The sequence below is a fragment of the Burkholderia sp. Bp9142 genome, from assembly GCF_003853415.1.
Classification (GTDB): Bacteria; Pseudomonadota; Gammaproteobacteria; order Burkholderiales; family Burkholderiaceae; genus Burkholderia.
On record NZ_QTPP01000011.1, the window covers coordinates 1 to 18,519 of the forward strand.

Below are 18,519 nucleotides of genomic sequence, written 5' to 3' on the forward strand. Positions count from 1 at the left end.
TCCATCGCGACCGCGAGCGAGCGCACGCCGTCCCAGCGCAGCTCCATGTTGTAGTTCAGGCCGCCGCGAATCACGTGCGTGTGGTTGTCGGTCAGGCCCGGCATCACCGTGCGGCCGCCGAGGTCGACGACCTTCGTCGCGCGGCCCGCGAGCGGCCTCACGTCCGCGTCGCTGCCGACCGCGACGAAGCGGCCGTCCTTGATCGCCACCGCGGCGGCGACGGGGTTCGCACGATCGAGCGTCGTGATGCGCCCGTTGTGCAGGATCAGATCCGGTTGAGTATCGGTTGCGTTCATCAACATGTCCTCGATGCGGTCAGAAGCCGAGCCAGTGACGCACGGGCCCGATGGCCTGCGCGCCGACCAGCATGCCGGCGAGGCCGATCAGCGCGATCAGCGGCGGCGCCGGCGAGCGCACCTTGATCACGCTGTACACGACGCCGATCAACACGCCGGCTGCCAACGACGATAGATAAGATTCCATAACGATTTTTTCTCCCGGCCGGATTAAAATGACCCGCATCGCGTCGGCCGCATGCGTCGCCGCCTTCGCCCCCACTTCGCGTCCCTGTCACCCTTGTCCGACCATGCAACACCTTCCTGATCTCGAAGCCTGGGCCATCTTTGCGCGCGTCGCGGAAACCGGTTCGTTCGCGAAAGCCGCGGAACTGCTCGGCGTGTCGCAGCCGACCGTGTCGAAGGCCATCGCGCGCCTCGAAAAGCGCCTCGGCGCGATGCTGCTGTACCGCACGTCGCGCAAGCTGTCGCTCACGCCGACCGGCGAACTGCTGCGCGACCGCGCGATCCGCCTGCTCGCCGATGCGGAACTGATCGAGAGCGAGGCATCCGCGCAAGCGCTCGAACCGCACGGCCTCGTGCGCGTGAACGCACCGATGTCGTTCGGGCTGCGCCATCTGTCGCCGCTGCTGCCCGCGTTTCTCGAACGCTATCCGCACGTCGACATCGACCTCGTGCTGACCGACCACATCGTCGACATCGTGTCCGGCGGTTTCGACGTCGCGATCCGCATCGCCGAGCTAAGCGATTCGTCGCTGCGCTCGCGCAGGCTGTGCGCGGTGCGCCGTCCGCTCGTCGCATCGCCCGCGTATCTCGACCGGCGTGGCCGCCCCGCGCATCCGCGCGACATCGAACAGCACGTGTGCCTCACCTACACGAACCTGCCGACGCCCGAGTACTGGCGCTTTCGCAATTCGGCATCGGGCGAGGAAGTCGGCGTATCGGTGCAAGGACGCATCCGCACCAACAACGCCGACGTCATCGTCCCCGCGCTCGTCGCCGGCCACGGCCTCGCGCTGCAGCCCGAGTTCCTGGTGTGGGACGAACTGCAGCGCGGCGAGCTCGAGGAAGTGATGCACGACTGGAAGATCGCCGACATCTACGTCAACCTCGTCACGCCGCCCGGCATGCTGCGCGCCGCGCGCGTGACGGTGCTGCTCGATTTCCTCGCCGAACATTTCTCGCACGCGCCGTGGGCGCTGCCCGTGAGCTGAGCGCGCGACGGCCGGCGCGTGCATCGCGCACGCCGGCCGCGGCAATCCGGCCGACTGCCCGTTACTTCGCCGGAACGGCCGGGATCGACTCGTGCGGCGTCAGCGTACGCTCGGCGGCCTTGTGGACCATCGTGTACGCGTAGTCGACGCCCATCCCGTACGCGCCCGAATGCTCCTTCGCGATCGCCATCACCGCGTCATACGTGTCGCGGCGCGCCCAGTCGCGCTGCCACTCGAGCATGACCTGCTGCCACGTGACGGGCACCACGCCCGCCTGCACCATCCGCTGCATCGCGAAGTCGTGCGCGGCCTGCGACGTACCGCCCGATGCGTCGGCCACCATGTAGATCTCGTAGTCGCCTTCGAGCATCGCGCACAGTGCGAACGTGGTGTTGCAGACTTCCGTCCACAGGCCGGACACGACCACCTTCTTGCGGCCGTTCGCGGCGAGCGCGTCACGCACCTTCTGGTCGTCCCACGAGTTCATCGACGTGCGTTCGAGCGTCTTCTGGTTCGGAAACACGTCGAGCAGCTCGGGATACGTATGACCCGAGAAGCCCTCGCTTTCGACCGTCGTGATCGTGGTCGGGATGTTGAACGCCTTCGCGGCCTTCGCGAGACCGACGACGTTGTTCTTCAGCGCCTGGCGATCGATCGACTGCACGCCGAACGCCATCTGCGGCTGCTGGTCGATGAAGATCAGCTGGCTGTTCTGCGGAGTGAGTACTTCAAGTTTCGGGTTGCTCATGGCGTGAATCATCCTGTGAACGAAAAGAGGGACCGGCCTCGCCGCGAACGCGGGAGGACTCGAGTCGGTGTTGCGCCGGGTCGGCGCCGTCCGGCTCCAATTATTTAAACTGCAATCCTGCTGTACGAACACCCAAAAACTGGAATCACTCGGATTCCAGAATAGGCGGTCGACAAGGGCAATCCGCCCTTTTTTTCGTCACGTAAACCCGATACGCTTCCAGGACCTCGACGATGCACTCGTCGCCACCAATCGTCCGATCACGAGACGCCCGTCATGAAATCCTATGTCCTGTCGCTGCTCGCCGGCATCCTCGCCGGCGTCATCTACGGCGCGATCGGCGTGAACTCGCCCGCGCCGCCGCTCATCGCGCTCACCGGCCTGCTCGGCATGCTGGCCGGCGAACAGATCCTGCCCGTCGCGCGGCGCATGCTCGCGGGCCATCGGCTGAACGCCGCATGGCGCGACGCGAAGTGCAGCCAGCACATGTTCGGCGCGCTGCCGGGCGGCAGCACGAACGATCGCAAGCCGTCGTGATGCGCACGCCCCGCATTCGCCATATTCGCCGCGCATGAGCAACGTCGAGCTGTTCCATTACCTGCTGCTGTTGATCTGCGGCGCGGGCGCGCTCACGTGGCTCGCCGAACGGATCTCGATTCCGCCAGCCGTCGTGCTGCTGCTCGGCGGCTGCGCGGTGGCCGTCGCGGGCAAGCGCGTGCCCGACATGGACCCGGCGCTGCTGCTCGCGGCCGTGCTGCCGCCGCTGCTGATGTCGAGCGGCTTCTATACCGCGTGGAAGGAATTCCGGCGGGATCTCGCATCGATCGCGTCGCTCGCGCTCGGCGCGGTGGTGTTCACGACGGTTGCGGTCGCGCTCGCGGTGCATGCGGCCAATCCGGCGTTGCCGTGGGCCGCGTGCTTCACGCTCGGCGCGATCGTGTCGCCGCCCGACGCGGTCGCCGCGAAGGCGATCCTGCAGCGCCATCCGCTGCCCGCGCGGCTCGTCGCGGTGCTCGAAGGCGAAAGCCTCGTCAACGATGCGTCGGGCCTGCTGCTGTATCAGATGGCCGTATCGGCCGCGCTCACCGTCACGATCACGACCGCGAGCGCCACCGGCCTGTTCTTCTCGCTCACGCTGATCGGCATCGCGGTCGGCCTCGCGTGCGGCCATGCGATGTGCTGGGTGCTGCCGCGCCTGCGCGAGCCGATGCTCGGTATCGTCGTGACCTTCGCGATGGCGTGGGGCAGCTACGGGATCGCGGAAGCCGTGCACGGCTCCGGCGTGCTGTCGGTCGTGACCTGCGGCCTCGTGCTCGGCGTGCGCCAGCATCGCGTATTCGACGCCGACCTGCGGATCAAGGCGAAAGCGACCTGGGAAGCGATCGTGTTCGTGCTCGACGCACTCGTGTTCATCCTGATCGGCCTCGCGCTGCACGCGATCCTCGCGCGCGTGAACCACGAAGGCGCGGTGCTGATGGCCGGCCTGCGCGTCGCGCTGCCTGCGACGGCCGCCGCGATCGCCGCACGCGTCGTGTGGGTGTGCGTCGCGATGTGGCTGCCGGGCCGCCTGCGCGCATCGCGCGCGGGTCATGCGCCGTGGTCGTGGCGCGAGGCCGTCGTGCTCGGCTGGTCCGGCATGCGCGGCGTCGTGAGCCTCGCCGCCGCGATCGCGCTGCCGAGCGATTTCCCCGGACGCGACCTGATCCTGTTCAGCACGTTCCTGCTGATCATCGCGACGCTCGTCGTGCAGGGCGGCACGCTCGCGCCGCTGATCCGCGTGCTGAAGCTGCGCCCGGCCGCGCGGGAAACGATGTCCGAGCACGCGGTGCGCGCGCATACGTTCGGCGCGGCGCTCGCCGAGCTCGATGCGCGCGGGCAGCGCGGCGCCGGCCTCGAACGCGCGTCGCTGGATCGCCTGCTGGCCGAATACCGGAACCGCGTCTCCTACAACGAAAGTGCGCACCGTCACGGCGCCGAGCCCGCGAAGGTGCGCGCGCGCATGCTGCGTGTCGAGCTCGAACTGGTCGGCGTGTCGCGCGACGCACTGCTCGACCTGCACCGCGACGGCCGGGTCGACGACGCCGTGCTGCACCGCATAGAATCCGAGCTGGATTTCGAGGAACTGCGACTGCAGCGTCTGCTCGAACCATAAGGCCCGGCCATGCCGGCCGCCGGCCCGCCCCCCTCTCCCCACCTGGAATTGCAATGAGCGAACTGTCCGTCGAAGCGAGCATCGGCTCGGTCGATTACCTGGTCCATTTCACCGACGGCGTCCATCAGTGGCGCGCCGACGAGCCGGCGCCGCTCGGCGGCGGCGACGCCGCACCGACGCCCGTCGCGCTGCTGCTGTCGAGCCTCGGCGCATGCACCGCGATCACGCTGAAGATGTATGCGCAACGCAAGGGCTGGCCGCTCGCCGAAGTGCACGTGAAGCTCGCGCACGAATCGGGCAGCGCGGGCAGCACGATCATGCGCCGCATCACGCTCGACGGCGACCTGTCGGACGAGCAGCGCGAACGCCTGCTGCAGATCGCGAATGCGTGCCCGGTGCACAAGATCCTCACGCACCCGATCACGATCGACACGGCCATCGCCTGACGCATCGCACCCCGACCACGAGATAGATCCCCGTCATGTCCGCATCGATCAAGACCCTGCTCACACCGCGCGAAAGCGACATCGGCAACCTCATCGTGCGCCGCGTGCTGCCCGCGCGCGCCGCACGCCTCGTCGGCCCGTTCATCTTCTTCGACGAGATGGGGCCGGCCGTGCTGCCGGCCGGCAGCGGCATCGACGTGCTGCCGCATCCGCACATCGGCCTCGCGACCGTCACTTACCTGTTCGACGGCACGCTGATGCATCACGACAGCCTCGGCTTCCGCCAGAAGATCGTGCCCGGCGACGTGAACTGGATGACGGCCGGGCGCGGCATCGTCCACTCGGAGCGCTCGCCTGACGAGGACCGGCCGCTTGAACAGCCCGTGCACGGAATCCAGACCTGGGTCGCGCTGCCGGTCGAGCACGAGGACACCGCACCCGCGTTCGTGCATCACGCGGCCGACACGCTGCCGTCGTTCACGCGCGACGGCGCGAGCGTGCGCGTGATCGCGGGCACCGCGTTCGGGCTCACGTCGCCGGTCGCCGTGTTCTCGCCGACGCTCTATGCGTATGCGCAGTTCGCGGCGGGCGGGCAACTCGCGCTCGATGCGGAACACGACGAGCGCGGCGTGTATCTCGTCGACGGCGACCTCACGCTCGACGGCACGCCGCTCGCGCCCGCGACGATGGCCGTGCTCGAACCCGGCACGAGCGTCGTGCTCGCGAGCGCGAATGGCGCGCGCGTGATGCTGCTCGGCGGCGCGCACCTGCCGGGCGAACGGTTCATCGAATGGAATTTCGTGTCGAGCGAGCGCGCGAAGATCGAGGCGGCGCGCAACGCGTGGGCCGCGCAGACCTTCGGCAAGGTGCCGGGCGAGGAAAACGAGTGGACGCGCCAGCCGGAGCGCAAGGCGAAGTAAGCCGGTAGCGCCTGGTCCATCGATGCACGGCGGCCGGCATGCACGCCGGCCGCCGTGCGTTTACCGCTTCAATCCCATCAGCTTCGCCAGTACCGGCCAGCGGTCGAGCGATTCGACGAACGCGCGCCGCGCCTGCTCGTCGACATAGCGGGCCGGGTCCAGCGCGGGCAGGTGCCGCGCGAGGCCGAGCACGTCATTCGGTTGCGACAGGCGATCGTCGTCGCCTTCGCCGATGTTGATCACTGTTCGTCGATCCATACGCCATCCGGAGTCTTGACTGCGTAGCCGGCGTTCGTCGGCATCGTCACCGTGCCCTCGTTCTCGCCGACCATCCGTGTGCTCGGCAGGTCGGCCGCGTATTGCGCGAGCGTCACGCCAGGCTTGAACGGGCTGCTCGACACGAGGTTCGACAGCAGTTGCGCGAGCGCGAGGAAGCTCGTCGGCTGGTCGATCACGGTCGTCGCGCCGTGATTGCCGGCGAAGCCGACGAGCCGCACGCCGACCGGCCCGTGAATGATGCGCGGCGTCGGAATCTCGCGCAGCCCCGCGACCTGGTTCTTGTCGCCGCGCAGCGCGGCGCCGTGCTCGGGCACGAACACGATCACCGCGCGCCGGCCCGACTGCGCGATCAGGTCGGCAAGCCGGTCGAAGTCGGTCATCAGCCGGGTCGCGCGCTGCGGATACGAATCGATGCTGGTCAGCGAGCTGCCCACCACGCGGTTGCCGTCGTGCAGGCTGATCGTGTTGTAGTACAGCGCGACCGGGCCCGGCACCGACGCACGCTGCGCGTACCAGTTCGCGAGCGTGCCGTAGTCATCCTTGATCGCCGAGCCGTCGAACGCGTGCATCGCGACCGGCGCGGCCGCGTTCGAGATCATCGGCGCGTCGGGCACGCCGAGGTTGTCGTGAATGACCTGCAGGAAGTTGTCGAAGTGGCCGTCGTGGTTCAGCAGCGACTGCACCGTATAGCCGGCGGACGCAAGCTGCGAGAACAGGTAGCACTGCTGCGGCGCGCTCTTGTACAGGTCCGCGTGCGCCTCCTGCCCGCAGCTCGCGCGCAGCACGCGGATCGCGGCCGGGCCGCTGTAGCTCGCGGCCGTGCTGAAGTGGTTGAACAGGTAGTCGAAGCGGCTCAGCATCGGGTGATTGCGCACGTTCGCGGCATCGAGGTCGTCCCACGACAGCGAGCAGATATGCAGCACGATCACGTCGAACTGCGCGGACGGATCGCTCGCGAGATGACCGAACGCGACCTGCCGCTGCGACTCCTGCGCGCGGAACGTCGCGAGTGCCGCATTGTGATCCTCGGGCTGGCCGGCGCGAACGCCCGCTGCCTCGACCGGCCGCGATGCGGCCGGCGCGGCGACGCGCGCCATCAGCCCGTTGCCGGCCTGCCACAGCGGCATCACGATCAACACGGCGAGCACCAGGGTCGCGACGCGCACCCAGCGGTTGACGATGAAATAGACGATCAGCACGCCTGCCACCGTCAGCACCAGCACCGGCGGCAACAGGCGCGGCAGCAGCTCCATCCAGTAGTCGACGCGGAACGTGCTGACTTCGCGCGCGGCTTCGGCGAGGCGCGCGAGCGGCGGTGCATGCAGTTCGCGCGCGAGCAGCGGCACCGCGATCGCGATCGCGACGAGCTGCCGCACGATGCGCCAGACGCGCTGCCGGATCGGCGCGCTCGCCGCGAGCGCCAGCGCGAACGCGAGGTTCGCGAGCCACAGCGGCTGCAGGTGGCCGGTTGCGAACAGCGCGAACTTCAGGATGAAATACAGATTCCAGAACGTCATCTAAACCACTCCGTGATGGGCGCCGCGTCAGTCGCGCGCCCGATCGAGCTTCGGTGCCAGCATCGACTGCACGCCGCGCGCCACACCCTTCCACATCCGTACGTAACCGTCCAGGCCCACCCGCAGCACTTCCTTCAGTCCGCGCAGCGGCGTGTCCGAACGCGTGCCCGCGTGCCAGTCGAGCCACGCGTCCGCACGGCCGAACGTGCACTGCACGAGCTGGCGCTCCTGCTCGAGCGTCAGCGCCTCGAAGCTCACCCCGACGTGGGTCGGCGTCACGCGGCTCACGCGCACCGGGAACGGGAACGGCCGATCGCCGCGCGTCACGCACACCGTCAGCGTGTCACCGACCGCGAGCGGCAGCCCCGGCACCGCCTCGAGGCCGAGGCCGCCGGTCGAGTAGTCGCTCGTGAAGCACGCGGCCGTCGAGCCGTCGGCGAGCAGGAGCGTCGCCGGCACGCGCATCGCGATCCGGTGCGTGACGCGCACCTGCTTGGTCTCGCGCGCGACGGCCAGCGCCGCGCCGAGCATCGCGAGGTTGTAGACGGTCCAGCCGAGCGTGATCAGGATCGTCGACGCCTCGTCGCCCTGGTCGGCCACGAGCCGCCACAGCCCGGCCGCGATCGCGAGCACGTTCAGCGCGAACAGCACCAGGTACGGCTTCGACGTCGACCAGTCGACGTAGCCTTCGTCGATCTTGCCGCCCTTGTCGGTCACGTTGAACTTGCCGTGCTTCGGGCTGAAGAACGCGACGGTGGTCGGCAGCGCGATGTACCACGCGAGCACCGATTCGTAGACCTCGGCCCAGAACGAATGGCGATAGCGCCCCTGCATCCGCGAGTTGGCGACGTTCGCGAGCACCAGGTACGGGATCACGTAGCTCGCGAGCGCGATCGACGACGCGTTGATGAAGTACAGGTGGAAGAACAGGTACGCGAGCGGAATCGTCAGGAACACGAGCCGCGGGATCCCGTAGAAGAAATGCAGCATCGCGTTGCCGTAGCAGATCCGCTGGATGAAGCCGAGCCCGCGCCCGAGAAACGGGTTGTCGATGCGGAAGATCTGCGCCATCCCGCGTGCCCAGCGCGTGCGCTGCTTCACGTGGCCCGCGAGGCTCTCGGTCGCGAGGCCCGCCGCCTGCACGGTCGGCAGGTACGCCGACGTGTAGCCGCGGCGATGCAGCTTGAGCGCGGTGTGCGCGTCCTCGGTCACGGTCTCGACCGCGACGCCGCCCACCTCCTCCAGCGCGCTGCGCTTGAGCACCGCGCACGACCCGCAGAAGAACGTCGCGTTCCACAGGTCGTTGCCCGACTGCACGAGCCCGTAGAACAGGTTGCCCTCGTTCGGGATCTCGCGGAACGTGCCGAGGTTGCGCTCGAACGGATCGGGCGAGAAGAAATGGTGCGGTGTCTGCACCAGCGCGCATTTCGGGTCGCGCAGGAACACGCCCATCGTGGTCTGCAGGAACGAGCGCGTCGGCACGTGATCGCAGTCGAAGATCGCGATGTATTCGCCGTGCGTCTTCGGCAGCGCGCGGTTGATGTTGCCGGCCTTCGCGTGGCGGTTGTCGTCGCGCGTCAGGTAGCCGATGCCGGCCTCCCGCGCGAACGCGGCGAACTCGGGGCGTCGGCCGTCGTCGAGCAGGTACACGCGCAGCTTCCCGGTCGGCCAGTCGATGCTCTGCGCGGCGAACACGGTCGGCTTCACGACCGACAGCGGCTCGTTGTAGGTCGGGATATAGACGTCGACGCTCGGCCAGCTTTCGGGATCGTCGGGCAGCGGCACGATCGGCCGGTCGAGCGGCCACGCGGTCTGCACGAAGCCGAGCAGCAGGATCATCCACGTATAGGCCTCGGCACCGTACAGCAGGTAGCCAGCGACCGCTTCGACAGGGCTGCGGAAATCGAGCGTCTGGGTCGTGCGCCACCACACGTAGCGCACCGCGGCGAGCAGCGCGAGCGACGCGAGCGCGAGGGTCGGCAGATGCCCCGGCAGGCGGCGCAGCGCGAGCGCCAGCACCGCGACGATCGCGAAGAATGCGAACTGCGCGCCGGGCATCAGCGGCGACATCCCGGCCGCGGCCCACATCAGCGCACCGGAAATCAGCAGCAGCGGCGCGAGCCAGCGGCGCCGGCCGACGCCGTGCGCGTGCGCGTCGAGCCAGTGGCCCCAGCGCGCCCACGGCAGACGCTCGAGCAACGCGTCGACGCGCGCGCCGAGCGCGCGCGCCGCGACGTAGACCGGCACGACGAGCGTATCGAACCACGCGAGCGGATCGCGCGCGGGCTGCCCGTCCGCCGCGCGCGGCGCGCGCACGATCGAGCGCCACAGCCATTCGCGCAGGCTCAGCGGCTGAAGCACGCCCCACTCGCGCGCGAGCCACCGGAAGGCGCTGCGCGCCCAGCGGCGCACGCGATCGGGCCGGCCGGGCGGCGGCGCATGGAAGAACAGCCGCACGAGCCAGTCGAGCAGCGTGCGCTGTGCCGGCAGCCCGATCCCCCGCGCGCACCAGTCGGTCGCGCGCCGGGCCGCGGCGCGCCAGCGTGACGCGAGCGCGGCTTTCATCGCCGGGCTCCCGCACGGCCGGCCGCGGCCGCCGCGAGCCACGTGTCGACCCAGTTCGCGACGCCGTTCAGGTCGTGCGACGCCTGCGAATACGGCGCGTCGTCGAAGATCCAGCTGCCGCGCGCAAGCGTTTCGGGCACGGCCGCGTCGACGTGAATCCGCTGCTCGAGCATCGACGCCGGCCCCGCGACCGCGCGCAGCATCGCGAGCGCATCGCGCTGCATGTCGCGCGCGGGGTTCAGCCGGTTCACGACGATCTGCAGGTCGCCGCCGCCGGCACGCAGCGCGTCGAGGCGCGCGGCGACGCTCGCGCAGGCGGCCGGTTCGGGCGGCACGACGACGAGCGTCAGGTCGGCGCGGCGAATCGCCTGCTCGGCCTGCGGCGACGGATAGCGGGCCGTGTCGACCAGTACCACGCCGTCGTCCGGCAGCGCGATCTCGTCGAGCGCGCGCGACAGCCAGGCCGAATCGGCCACGAGCCGCGCATCGCAGGCGGCGGCGCCCGCCGCATCGACTTGCCCGTACGGCACGAACAGCACGCCGTCGGCATTGCGCCACGTATGCGCGTGCCACGGCGCGGCGTCACCAGGGTCACCGAGCAGGCCGTGCGCGAGCCCGTGTTCGGCCAGCGTGTCGAGCCCGAGCGCCGCACCCATCAGGTTCTGTGCATCGAATTCGACCGCGACGACCGGCCGGCCGCGGCGCGCGAGCAGCACCGCGAGCGCGGCGGCGAGCGTCGTGCGGCCCGCGCCGCCGGTCGTCGACGTGATGGCGATCGTCTTCATTGCGGGGTCTCGTCGGTGCCGTCGGCATCGGGCAGCAGGCGCCCGCGCAGCGCGACCGGCACGAGTTCGCACGGCACCGCGTCACGCCGGTGCAGCCCGCGCGGCGCATGAAAACCGCGGCCGATGCCCAGGTGCTGCGCGACGATCCACACCGGCACCGCGATCGCGATGCCGACGATGAATCCGATGACGAGTTCGGCGATCATGCGTCCTCCGGCTTGCGCAGCGGCATCGCGCTGCGAATGGCGCCGCGCGTGCGCGCGGCGGGATTGTCGGGTTCCGGCGCCGATGCGTCGACGGACGCGGGCGTCGCACGGATCGCCTCGAGCGCGACGATCGTATCGATCGCGTCTATCGCATCGCTCACTTCACTCGCTTCACTCGCTTCGGTCGACGCCGTGCCGAGATCGGCGCGCGCCGCCGTGGCGCGCGCGGCACCCGCCGGCTGCGCGGTCGCGAACAGGTCGCTGTAGTCGGCGATCGGCGCGCGCCGGTTCTCGGTCTTCAGCGCGTCGAGCTCGGTGTCGATGCTGCCTGCCCCGAGACACACGACACGATCGGACAGCGTATCGACCGGCGCGTCGAAGATCCGCGCAAGCGCGTCCTCGGCGTCGGCCGGCTCGCACGCGAACAGGAACACGTACAGGTGCCCGGCATCCGCCGTCACGACGTCGCCCGCGCGGCGCGGCCGGCAGTGCCGCAGCGCATCGACGTGCGACACGCCGGGCAGCAGCGCGATCTTCGCGAGCGTATGCGGCAGCGCGAGCACGGCGCCGCGATCGAGCACCGCGCGAATCCGCAGGCAGAACGCGCCGACCGGCAGGTAGCCGAGCACCGAATCGCCGAGCGCGGCCGCGAGCGCCGCGCGATAGTCGGGCGCGACGGGCCGCGCATAGAGCTGCCCGCGCAGCGCGTGCACGGCGGCCTGCATCCGCGACAGCGGCAGGTCGCGCGCGACGACGCGGTTCGCGCCGACGCTCAGCAGCAGCATCTCGAACTGCTGGCGCAGCACCTCGCCGCGTTCGACGACGGCGATCTTCAGTGCACCGCCGCACTGCCGGCGCAGCGCGTGAACGGCCGCGCACAGCGCCTCGAGCTGCGCATGCGAGCGGAATGCGAGCACCGCGGTCGCGGCCTGCGCGTGCGCACAGGCGGCGACGACCGCCGCGTTGTCGTCGACGAGGTCCCAGCCGGCGGGCACGCGGCCCGCGTCGTCGAGCACCGCGCGGCTGACGATGACGCGATCCTCGTCGATCGCGAGCTTCATCCGGCGCGACGGTTCGACGGCGCCGCCGTCGACGATCGCCGCGAGCCGGCCGTCCGGCGCGAAGCGCAGCGGCCTCACTTCACCGGCCGCGAGCGTGTCGCCCGCGCGCCAGAAATCGACGACCCACAGCAGCTCGCCGTGCGTGCGCTGCAGCTGCGCGACGCCCGAGCACACGCCGTGAAAGCCGCTGCGCGGCGCGCGATTCGCGTCGCGCACGAGCGGCGGATCGTCGGTGTCCGGATCGGCGCCGGTGCGCACGATCTCGGGATCGACCAGCAGCACCAGCGCGATCCGGTGCGTGCGGCACCAGTCGGCGAGCGCGTGCGCCTCTTCCGCGAGCGCGGCCGGATCGTCCCAGCTGAACCAGCGTTGCGCGCCTTCGATGAAATACAGCGAGCGCGCGCGAAAGCCGTAGCGCTTCATCGCACGCAAGCCGCCCGTGAGCCGTGCGAACGGACCCGGCGCCGCACGGCGCGGCACGCCCGGTTCGATCGCGGCATCGCCGTCGGCGGCCGCGGGCGCGGGCGGCATCGCCAGCACGTTGAGGTTGCGCGGCCAGCCGGCCGGCTGCGCGCCGCCCGCGAAACCGCGCGCCTGCATCTGCGCGGCCACCCGCGCCGCGTCGCGTGACAGCACGACCGTCACGTCGCGCGTGCGCGACTGCCGCGCGCTTTCCCACACCAGCGCGTCGCACGCCGGCGTGCCGGCGGCCGCGTAGACGGTGTACAGGCCGCCCGCTTCCAGTTGCGTCCACGCATCGGGCAACCCGTCGATCGCGAGCCGGCTCAGCGGGCCGGCGCGGCCGCCCGCCGGACCCATGCGCAGCAGCGCGCGCAGGCGGCCCAGCAGGCCGGCGGCGCCGAGCGCGGGACGGGTTGCATCGATTTCCGTATTCACGCGCTTCCCCTAGGGTCTGCTTGCATATGGAACGCACATGCGTTGCCACGAGAACGGCCGCTCGCGAGGCGCGCGACGCCGCGAATACTGACGTATTCGCAAGGAGCGCAACGCGGCGAGCGGCCGTTCTCGTGGCAACCCCAAATTAAAAAACCCATTCCAGGGGAATGCCCGAAAGCGCCCGTATGGCGGCGTCGCTCGTCGCTTGTTTGGCACGGCCAAACGGCGCTCCTCACTTCTTGCCCTACGAGCGCTTTCGGGCATTCGCATGTGCGTTCCATATGCAAGCAGACCCTAGTAATCCGAATAAAGCCGCACCGGCGTCGGCGTGACGAGCCAGCTGCGCTCCGCGCGTGCGTCGAACGCATAGCGCAGGTACACGAGCGCCGAACTCGGCGCATAGTCGTGCGACCGGTCGACGTGCAGCTGCGCGCCGACGCTCAGGTGCGGATTCACGCGATACTCGGCGATGCCGTTCACGCCGTACGAGAACGACACGCCGCGCGTCGAACTGCCCGCGTAGACCAGCCCGGCCGCCTCCTGCGCCGCGCGCTGGTCCGCGAAGGTCGGGTAGAACAGCGAATCCTTTTCATGGCTGTTCGAAATCCCGGCCGTGACGGTCAGGTCCCACGACAGCGCGTCGCGCCGCCCCGCCCATTCGATCGGCACGCCGAGCGACAGGTAGCGCTGCGGGCTGTAGTAGCCGCCCTGCCCGTACGTGTAGTAGCGCAGGTTCTGCGCGTAGTGCCACGCATTGCCGACGAGCCCCGTGCTCACCCTCATCGTCGCGCGTTCGTACACGGGCACCGTGAAGCCCGAGCGCAGCGTGACTTCCGCGTTGCGCTCGACGTTGCGGCCGGACAGCACGCCCGCGCCGAGTTCGGCGAACAGGTTCACGCGCCCGACGTCGACCGCCGCACGCAGGTTCACGCCGTCGCGGCGCACGCCGCCCCATACTGCACCGGTCCACGGGTCGCGCATCCCCGCATACGACAGCACGCTGCTCGTTTCCGGCCGGCGCGACGCGTTCACGGTGAAGCTCGCCGGGCCCGCGTCGAAGCGGTAGCGCACGCCGCCGACCAGGTAATGCACCGGGAAGCCGAGCGGCGACGTGCCGAGATCGACACGCCACGCGTCCGTGCGGTAGCCGGCGCCGAGCGCGACGCCCGTCATCGGCTGGTGCAGGTCGCCCTGCGGATGCGCGATCAACGCGGCGGCCTGCTGATTCAACGGCGACTGCACGGGCAATGCGGCCAGCGCGTTGAGCGCCCCGTAGGTCCCGAAGGTCTTCAGCGAATACGCGTTCGGGTCGCTCGTATCGAGCGTGCCCGCGTCGAGATGCACGGTGTCGAGCTGCAGGAACGCATGCCCGTCGTAGCGCACCGGCATCTGCATGTAGATCGGCACCTGCTGCGCGCGGTACGCGGAAATCCCTTCGTCGCCCGACTTGTACGCGGGCAGCCAGCCGATCTCGATTTCCGGATCGCGCCGCTGCTCGAGATCCGCGAACGCGGCCTGCGCGGGCGTGCGGCCGTCGCGGCCCGGGCTGACGCCGCTCGTGCGTTCCTGCGACAGCGACAGCCGGTACAGCGACGCGGCATCGTCGTAGCGGCCCTGCGCCTCGGCCACGCGGCCGGCCGCGACCGTCACGTCGGCGCGCGCCGGATACGCGGCCTGCAGCCGGTCGGTCAGCAGCGCGGCTTCGTCCGGGCGGCGCAGCGCGTTCAGGCGGCGCACGGCGGACAGCCGCGTATCGACGTCGTCGTCCGGCGTGCGCGCGAGCACGGCCTGCACGCGCGCGAGTGCCGCCGCGCGATGACCGCTGTCCTGGTCGATCCGCGCAAGCGCGAGCTGCGTATCGGCGTCTTCCGGCGTGCGCGCGACGACCGGCGCGAGCGCGTCGCGTGCCGCGTCGTAGTGCCCCTGCGCGCGTTCGAGGTCGGCCAGCTCGAGCGCATGGCGCTTGTCCGCGCGTCCGGCCGGGCTCGCGCGATCGAGCAGCGTGCGCGCGCGCGCATAGTCCTGCTGCGCGATCGCGTCGTCCGTCTGCCGCAGCACGAGCCGCAGCGACTGATCCTCGATGCGCGCGGTCTGTGCCGCCGTCAGCGCCGGCTCGCGACGCAGCGTGTCGAGCCACGCGGCGAGCGCGTCGTCGCGTCCCGCGCTGCCGAGCAGGTCGCCGTAGCGCAGCCGCACATCGGTATCGGCATCGTGCGGATGCGCGGCGATCCAGTCGCGCAACGGCGCGAGGCCGCGCTCGGGTTGGCCCGCGTCGATCCACTGCGCGCCGATCGCGGCCAGCATGTCGGGATCGTCCGGCGCGCTCGCCTGCGCATGCGCGAGCGACGCGGCGAACGCCGTGCGATCGCCGCGGCCGAGCGCGGTGCGCGCATCGGCCAGCGCGCCTTCGGCGTCGAGCTTGCGCGCGAGCGCGCGCATGCCGTCCGAGCGGTGCGCGTCGTCGACGCCCGCGAGCGCGGCCTGCGCGCCGGCGACGTCGTCGAGCGAGTTGCGATACAGCGCGCTCGCATAGCGCATCTCGGGCGTATCGCTCTGCGCGAGCCCGTCGTCCATCACCGTGCGGCCGAGCTGCGGCAGCCCCATGTCGCGATACAGCCGCGCGAGCGCGAAACGCGTCCACGGCGCATCGGGTGCCGCGCGCACCGCCGCTTCGTAGCGTTGCGCGGCCGGTCCGCGTTCGCCCTTGTCCGCGAGTGCGCGTGCCTGGTTCGCGAGCAGGTCGGCACGCAGGCCGTCGAGCGCCCGGCGGTCATCGCGGCCCGTCACGCGGCCTTGCAGCGCGTCGAGCAGCGGGCCGATGCGGTCCGCGCGGCCGGTGTTCTCATACAGCGTCGCGGTGTCACGCACGGCCGACACGTTCGGCGAACGGGCGGCCAGCAGTTCGCGCAGCACCGGCTCCGCGCGTGCCCAGTCGCGCTGCGCGAGCAGCGCATCGGCGAGCTGCAGCTTCGCGTCCAGGCTGCCGGGCTGCATCGCGAGCGCGGCGCGCGCCGCGCGCTCGGCATCCTGCGGGCGTCCGGCCGACGCCGCCGCGCGGCCTTGCGCGAGCCGCCCCCAGAACTGCGCGGTGCGCGCGAGGCCCTGCCACTTGCCGCGCTGGTCGGCCGACAGTGCCGCGGCACGCGTGAACAGCGCACGCGCTTCGTCGTGCCGGCCTTCGCGCAAGCGCAGCAGGCCGAGCCCGCCGACCGCATCGGCATCGTCGGAGCGCGCCTGCACGGCGCGCGCGAGCAGCGGATCGGCGCCGGCCAGGTCGCCGCGCGCGAGCGCCTGCAGGCCGCGCTGCTGCGCGATGTAGTCGGGATCGCGTTCGAGCCGGCGCTGCGCGTCGCGCTGCCGGTCGAGTGCGGCGGCGCGATCGCGAAATTCGGTGTCGTCCGGCACACGCGCCAGATACGCCTGCAACGCATCGAGATACGCGGGATCGTTACCGGCGGACTGCAGCACGCGCCGCCACACGGCCATCGCTTCCGTATGGTCGGTGTCGGCCCGCTTCGCGAGCGACCAGGCGATCCGGTTCGCTTCCGCGCGCGTGTCGTCGCGCTGGTTCAGGAGCCGCGCGAGCGCCAGCGCCGCGCTCGCGTCCTGCGGGTCGGCCGCGACCGCGCGGCGCAACGCGGCGATCGCCGGTTCGCGGCCGCGCGGCGCGTTCGAGACGATCTGGTAGTACTCGGCGCCGAGCGCGCCGGACGGCGCGCCGTTCGGAAACAGCGCGACGATGCGCCGCGCCGCTTCGTCGGCGCGGCCGCTGCGCGCGAGCAGGCGGATCTGCGCCATCTCGCCGCGCCCGCTCGTCGCGACGCGGTATTCGTCGGCCGCGCGACGCGTGTCCGGTGCCGCGGGCGCACGGGCCTGCAGGCGTGCCAGCGCGGCCTGCGCGCCTTGCGCGTCGCCGAGCCGCAGCAGCACGCGCATCTGTTCCGCCAGCAGCTCGGGATCGTCCGGCGCGATCAGCAGCCCCTTGCGCAGCGCGTCGCGCGCGAGGTCGTCGCGATGCTTGGCGCCCCACATGCGGGCGGTCGCGAGCTGGCGCTGCGCGTCGGACGGATCGGCCGTGGCCGGCGCCGATGCGGACTTCGGCGCGACGGTTTTCGGCGGCGTGGCGGCGGCGACGGCGGCCGCGGCCGGCGCCGCCGCACAGACCGACGACGCGAGCCACGCGAACCCCGCGACGCGCGGTACGGTGAGCTTCATCGGACCGCGCATGGACGGCCCTCCCAGCGCGCATCGAGCGCCCCGTCCGCGCCGAACCGGTAGCGGCCGTCGCGCCAGCCGAGGCCGAACAGCGTCAGCACGCTCGTGTAGTAGCCGGGCGCCGACTGGCGCGCGAGCGTATCGACGCGGGCCGCCTGCGCATCGGCGAGCGCATGCTGGCCGCGCGCGTCGAGGAACGGCACGGCCGCCGCGGAGAAGCCGCCGTTGCCGTCGTTCGGCCCCGCGACGCCGGTCGTCGTGTCGACCTTCTCCGGCGGTGCGCCATGCGCGGCGATGTAGTCGGCAAATGGCGCAAACCGTGCAAGCAGCGGCGCGGCAAGCGGATCGGCGCGATCGAGCATGCCGGCCCACAAGTACACGCGGATCGCGTTGTACGCGCTTTCCGCACGGGTCTGCGGATCGGGCCCGAAGCCGGCGCCCGCGCGATACAACGCCCAGTCCGGCGCAAAGCCCTTCGGCGCGGTGTCGAGCAGCACGCGGCCGGTGCCGGCCGCGAGCGCGGCCCAGCGGCGCTCGTCGGGCAGGCGCGTGGCGAGCCCGCGGATCACCTGCGGCGGCGAATAGCTGGGGTTCACGCGCCATTGACCATCGGCCAGCTTGAACCCGGTCGGCCCGGGCAGCAGCGTGAGGCCGAGGCCCGGCACGCTGGCCGTCTCGTCGTCGAGCACGCGCTTCGCGAGCAGCGCGCCGCGCGCGGTATAGCTGCGCTCGCGCCACAGCCGTCCGGCTTCGACGAGCGTGTAGGCGATCCACAGGTCGGCATCCGACGCCGCGTTCGCGTCGAGCACGCGCCATGCGCCGTCCGGCGCGCGGCCCCACAGCCACGCCGGCAGACGAGCGCTCAGGTCGCCCTGCGCGAGGTTGTTCTCGGTCCATGCGAGGATCGTGTCGAACGTACGCCGGTCGTTCGCGACGAGCGCGAAGAACAGTCCATACGCCTGCCCCTCCGATACCGTGCGCGAATCGGCCGAGCCGACGTCGATCACCCGGCCGTCGGCCGACACGAAATCGCGCTTGAACGCGTCCCAGCGCGGCCACGCCGCGCCGCACTGCAGGTCGGTCGCGCCGCTTTGCGCGGCCTGCGCGCGCCCGGCGGTCCCGGCCGCCGCGCACGCTGCCGCGACGGCCAGCACGAGCGTCGTGCCGGCGCGACGCGCCGGCCGCGTTGCCCGTCGCCTTGCGAATGCCCACGCCATC

The 18,519-nt window shown here is 71.1% G+C and carries 16 protein-coding genes; 5 read left to right on the plus strand and 11 right to left on the minus strand.

The genetic code is table 11. From position 1 onward, the window contains the following. Positions 1 to 296: amidohydrolase family protein (locus DIE22_RS14425; protein ID WP_148092773.1), on the minus strand; the 296-nt coding region annotated here is incomplete at its 3' end. A 19-nt stretch (positions 297 to 315) separates the two neighbouring features. Next, positions 316 to 483 carry a DUF1427 family protein gene (locus tag DIE22_RS14430; protein ID WP_006756038.1) on the minus strand — a complete coding sequence of 56 codons (168 nt, stop codon included), beginning with the start codon at positions 481 to 483 and terminating at the stop codon, positions 316 to 318. 103 nt (positions 484 to 586) lie between these two features. Between DIE22_RS14430 and DIE22_RS14435 the strand changes: the two genes are divergently transcribed. Further along, positions 587 to 1,510, plus strand: coding sequence for a LysR family transcriptional regulator (locus tag DIE22_RS14435; protein WP_124502166.1), 924 nt, complete (start codon positions 587 to 589; stop codon positions 1,508 to 1,510). Positions 1,511 to 1,571: 61 nt separating this feature from the next. On the opposite strand, the gene DIE22_RS14440 is transcribed toward DIE22_RS14435, so the two are convergent. Further along, complete coding sequence (locus tag DIE22_RS14440; RefSeq protein ID WP_124502167.1) at positions 1,572 to 2,258, minus strand: hydrolase; 687 nt, start codon at positions 2,256 to 2,258, stop codon at positions 1,572 to 1,574. A 276-nt stretch (positions 2,259 to 2,534) separates the two neighbouring features. Between DIE22_RS14440 and DIE22_RS14445 the strand changes: the two genes are divergently transcribed. From DIE22_RS14445 to DIE22_RS14460, 4 genes are read left to right on the plus strand one after another with little or no spacing between them, the layout of a single operon-like run. Continuing rightward, the gene (locus DIE22_RS14445; protein ID WP_124502168.1) at positions 2,535 to 2,795 is read left to right on the plus strand and encodes a XapX domain-containing protein; all 261 of its coding nucleotides are present in this window, start codon (positions 2,535 to 2,537) and stop codon (positions 2,793 to 2,795) included. 34 nt (positions 2,796 to 2,829) lie between these two features. After that, on the plus strand, positions 2,830 to 4,410 hold the full coding sequence (locus DIE22_RS14450; protein WP_124605365.1) for a sodium:proton antiporter: 1,581 nt from the start codon (positions 2,830 to 2,832) through the stop codon (positions 4,408 to 4,410). 53 nt (positions 4,411 to 4,463) lie between these two features. Next, positions 4,464 to 4,856 (plus strand): OsmC family protein, encoded by a 393-nt coding sequence (locus DIE22_RS14455; protein ID WP_124502170.1) that lies wholly within the window; start codon positions 4,464 to 4,466, stop codon positions 4,854 to 4,856. Between the two features lie 35 nt (positions 4,857 to 4,891). After that, positions 4,892 to 5,776: a pirin family protein gene (locus DIE22_RS14460; RefSeq protein WP_124605366.1), complete on the plus strand. Its 885-nt coding sequence runs from the start codon at positions 4,892 to 4,894 to the stop codon at positions 5,774 to 5,776. A gap of 60 nt (positions 5,777 to 5,836) precedes the next feature. Here DIE22_RS14460 and DIE22_RS14465 read toward each other — a convergent pair whose 3' ends face one another. The 8 genes from DIE22_RS14465 to bcsZ all read right to left on the minus strand — a co-directional run bounded on the left by DIE22_RS14465 (position 5,837) and on the right by bcsZ (position 18,518). Further along, a complete protein-coding gene (locus tag DIE22_RS14465; RefSeq protein ID WP_006761544.1) occupies positions 5,837 to 6,034 on the minus strand; it encodes a hypothetical protein in 198 nt (65 codons plus the stop codon). Then, positions 6,016 to 7,572: a cellulose biosynthesis protein BcsG gene (gene bcsG / locus DIE22_RS14470; RefSeq protein ID WP_124500948.1), complete on the minus strand. Its 1,557-nt coding sequence runs from the start codon at positions 7,570 to 7,572 to the stop codon at positions 6,016 to 6,018. The genes DIE22_RS14465 and bcsG overlap by 19 nt, the downstream gene beginning before the upstream one ends. A 27-nt stretch (positions 7,573 to 7,599) precedes the next feature. Beyond that, positions 7,600 to 10,137, minus strand: coding sequence for a UDP-forming cellulose synthase catalytic subunit (gene bcsA, locus DIE22_RS14475; RefSeq protein WP_124605367.1), 2,538 nt, complete (start codon positions 10,135 to 10,137; stop codon positions 7,600 to 7,602). After that, positions 10,134 to 10,922 (minus strand): cellulose biosynthesis protein BcsQ, encoded by a 789-nt coding sequence (bcsQ, locus tag DIE22_RS14480; RefSeq protein WP_124605368.1) that lies wholly within the window; start codon positions 10,920 to 10,922, stop codon positions 10,134 to 10,136. Before bcsQ ends, bcsA begins: the two co-directional genes overlap by 4 nt. Further along, the gene (locus DIE22_RS14485; RefSeq protein ID WP_124500951.1) at positions 10,919 to 11,128 is read right to left on the minus strand and encodes a hypothetical protein; all 210 of its coding nucleotides are present in this window, start codon (positions 11,126 to 11,128) and stop codon (positions 10,919 to 10,921) included. Before DIE22_RS14485 ends, bcsQ begins: the two co-directional genes overlap by 4 nt. Beyond that, the gene (gene bcsE, locus DIE22_RS14490) at positions 11,125 to 13,086 is read right to left on the minus strand and encodes a cellulose biosynthesis protein BcsE (protein ID WP_124605369.1); all 1,962 of its coding nucleotides are present in this window, start codon (positions 13,084 to 13,086) and stop codon (positions 11,125 to 11,127) included. The genes DIE22_RS14485 and bcsE overlap by 4 nt, the downstream gene beginning before the upstream one ends. A gap of 294 nt (positions 13,087 to 13,380) precedes the next feature. After that, entirely contained in the window at positions 13,381 to 17,313 is a 3,933-nt protein-coding gene (locus tag DIE22_RS14495) for a cellulose synthase subunit BcsC-related outer membrane protein (protein ID WP_124500953.1), read from the minus strand. After that, entirely contained in the window at positions 17,298 to 18,518 is a 1,221-nt protein-coding gene (gene bcsZ / locus DIE22_RS14500; RefSeq protein ID WP_124500954.1) for a cellulose synthase complex periplasmic endoglucanase BcsZ, read from the minus strand. The genes DIE22_RS14495 and bcsZ overlap by 16 nt, the downstream gene beginning before the upstream one ends. Between the last annotated feature and the right edge of the window lies 1 nt (position 18,519).

Coding starts and splice junctions, on each gene's coding strand:
- bcsG (WP_124500948.1), bottom strand. CDS start 7,572: ATGACGTTCTGGAATCTGTATTTCATCCTGAAGTTCGCGCTGTTCGCA.
- DIE22_RS14440 (WP_124502167.1), bottom strand. CDS start 2,258: ATGAGCAACCCGAAACTTGAAGTACTCACTCCGCAGAACAGCCAGCTG.
- DIE22_RS14450 (WP_124605365.1), top strand. CDS start 2,830: ATGAGCAACGTCGAGCTGTTCCATTACCTGCTGCTGTTGATCTGCGGC.
- DIE22_RS14455 (WP_124502170.1), top strand. CDS start 4,464: ATGAGCGAACTGTCCGTCGAAGCGAGCATCGGCTCGGTCGATTACCTG.
- bcsQ (WP_124605368.1), bottom strand. CDS start 10,922: ATGAAGACGATCGCCATCACGTCGACGACCGGCGGCGCGGGCCGCACG.
- DIE22_RS14435 (WP_124502166.1), top strand. CDS start 587: ATGCAACACCTTCCTGATCTCGAAGCCTGGGCCATCTTTGCGCGCGTC.
- DIE22_RS14460 (WP_124605366.1), top strand. CDS start 4,892: ATGTCCGCATCGATCAAGACCCTGCTCACACCGCGCGAAAGCGACATC.
- DIE22_RS14465 (WP_006761544.1), bottom strand. CDS start 6,034: ATGGATCGACGAACAGTGATCAACATCGGCGAAGGCGACGACGATCGC.
- DIE22_RS14445 (WP_124502168.1), top strand. CDS start 2,535: ATGAAATCCTATGTCCTGTCGCTGCTCGCCGGCATCCTCGCCGGCGTC.
- DIE22_RS14430 (WP_006756038.1), bottom strand. CDS start 483: ATGGAATCTTATCTATCGTCGTTGGCAGCCGGCGTGTTGATCGGCGTC.
- bcsA (WP_124605367.1), bottom strand. CDS start 10,137: ATGAAAGCCGCGCTCGCGTCACGCTGGCGCGCCGCGGCCCGGCGCGCG.
- DIE22_RS14485 (WP_124500951.1), bottom strand. CDS start 11,128: ATGATCGCCGAACTCGTCATCGGATTCATCGTCGGCATCGCGATCGCG.
- bcsZ (WP_124500954.1), bottom strand. CDS start 18,518: ATGGCGTGGGCATTCGCAAGGCGACGGGCAACGCGGCCGGCGCGTCGC.
- DIE22_RS14495 (WP_124500953.1), bottom strand. CDS start 17,313: ATGCGCGGTCCGATGAAGCTCACCGTACCGCGCGTCGCGGGGTTCGCG.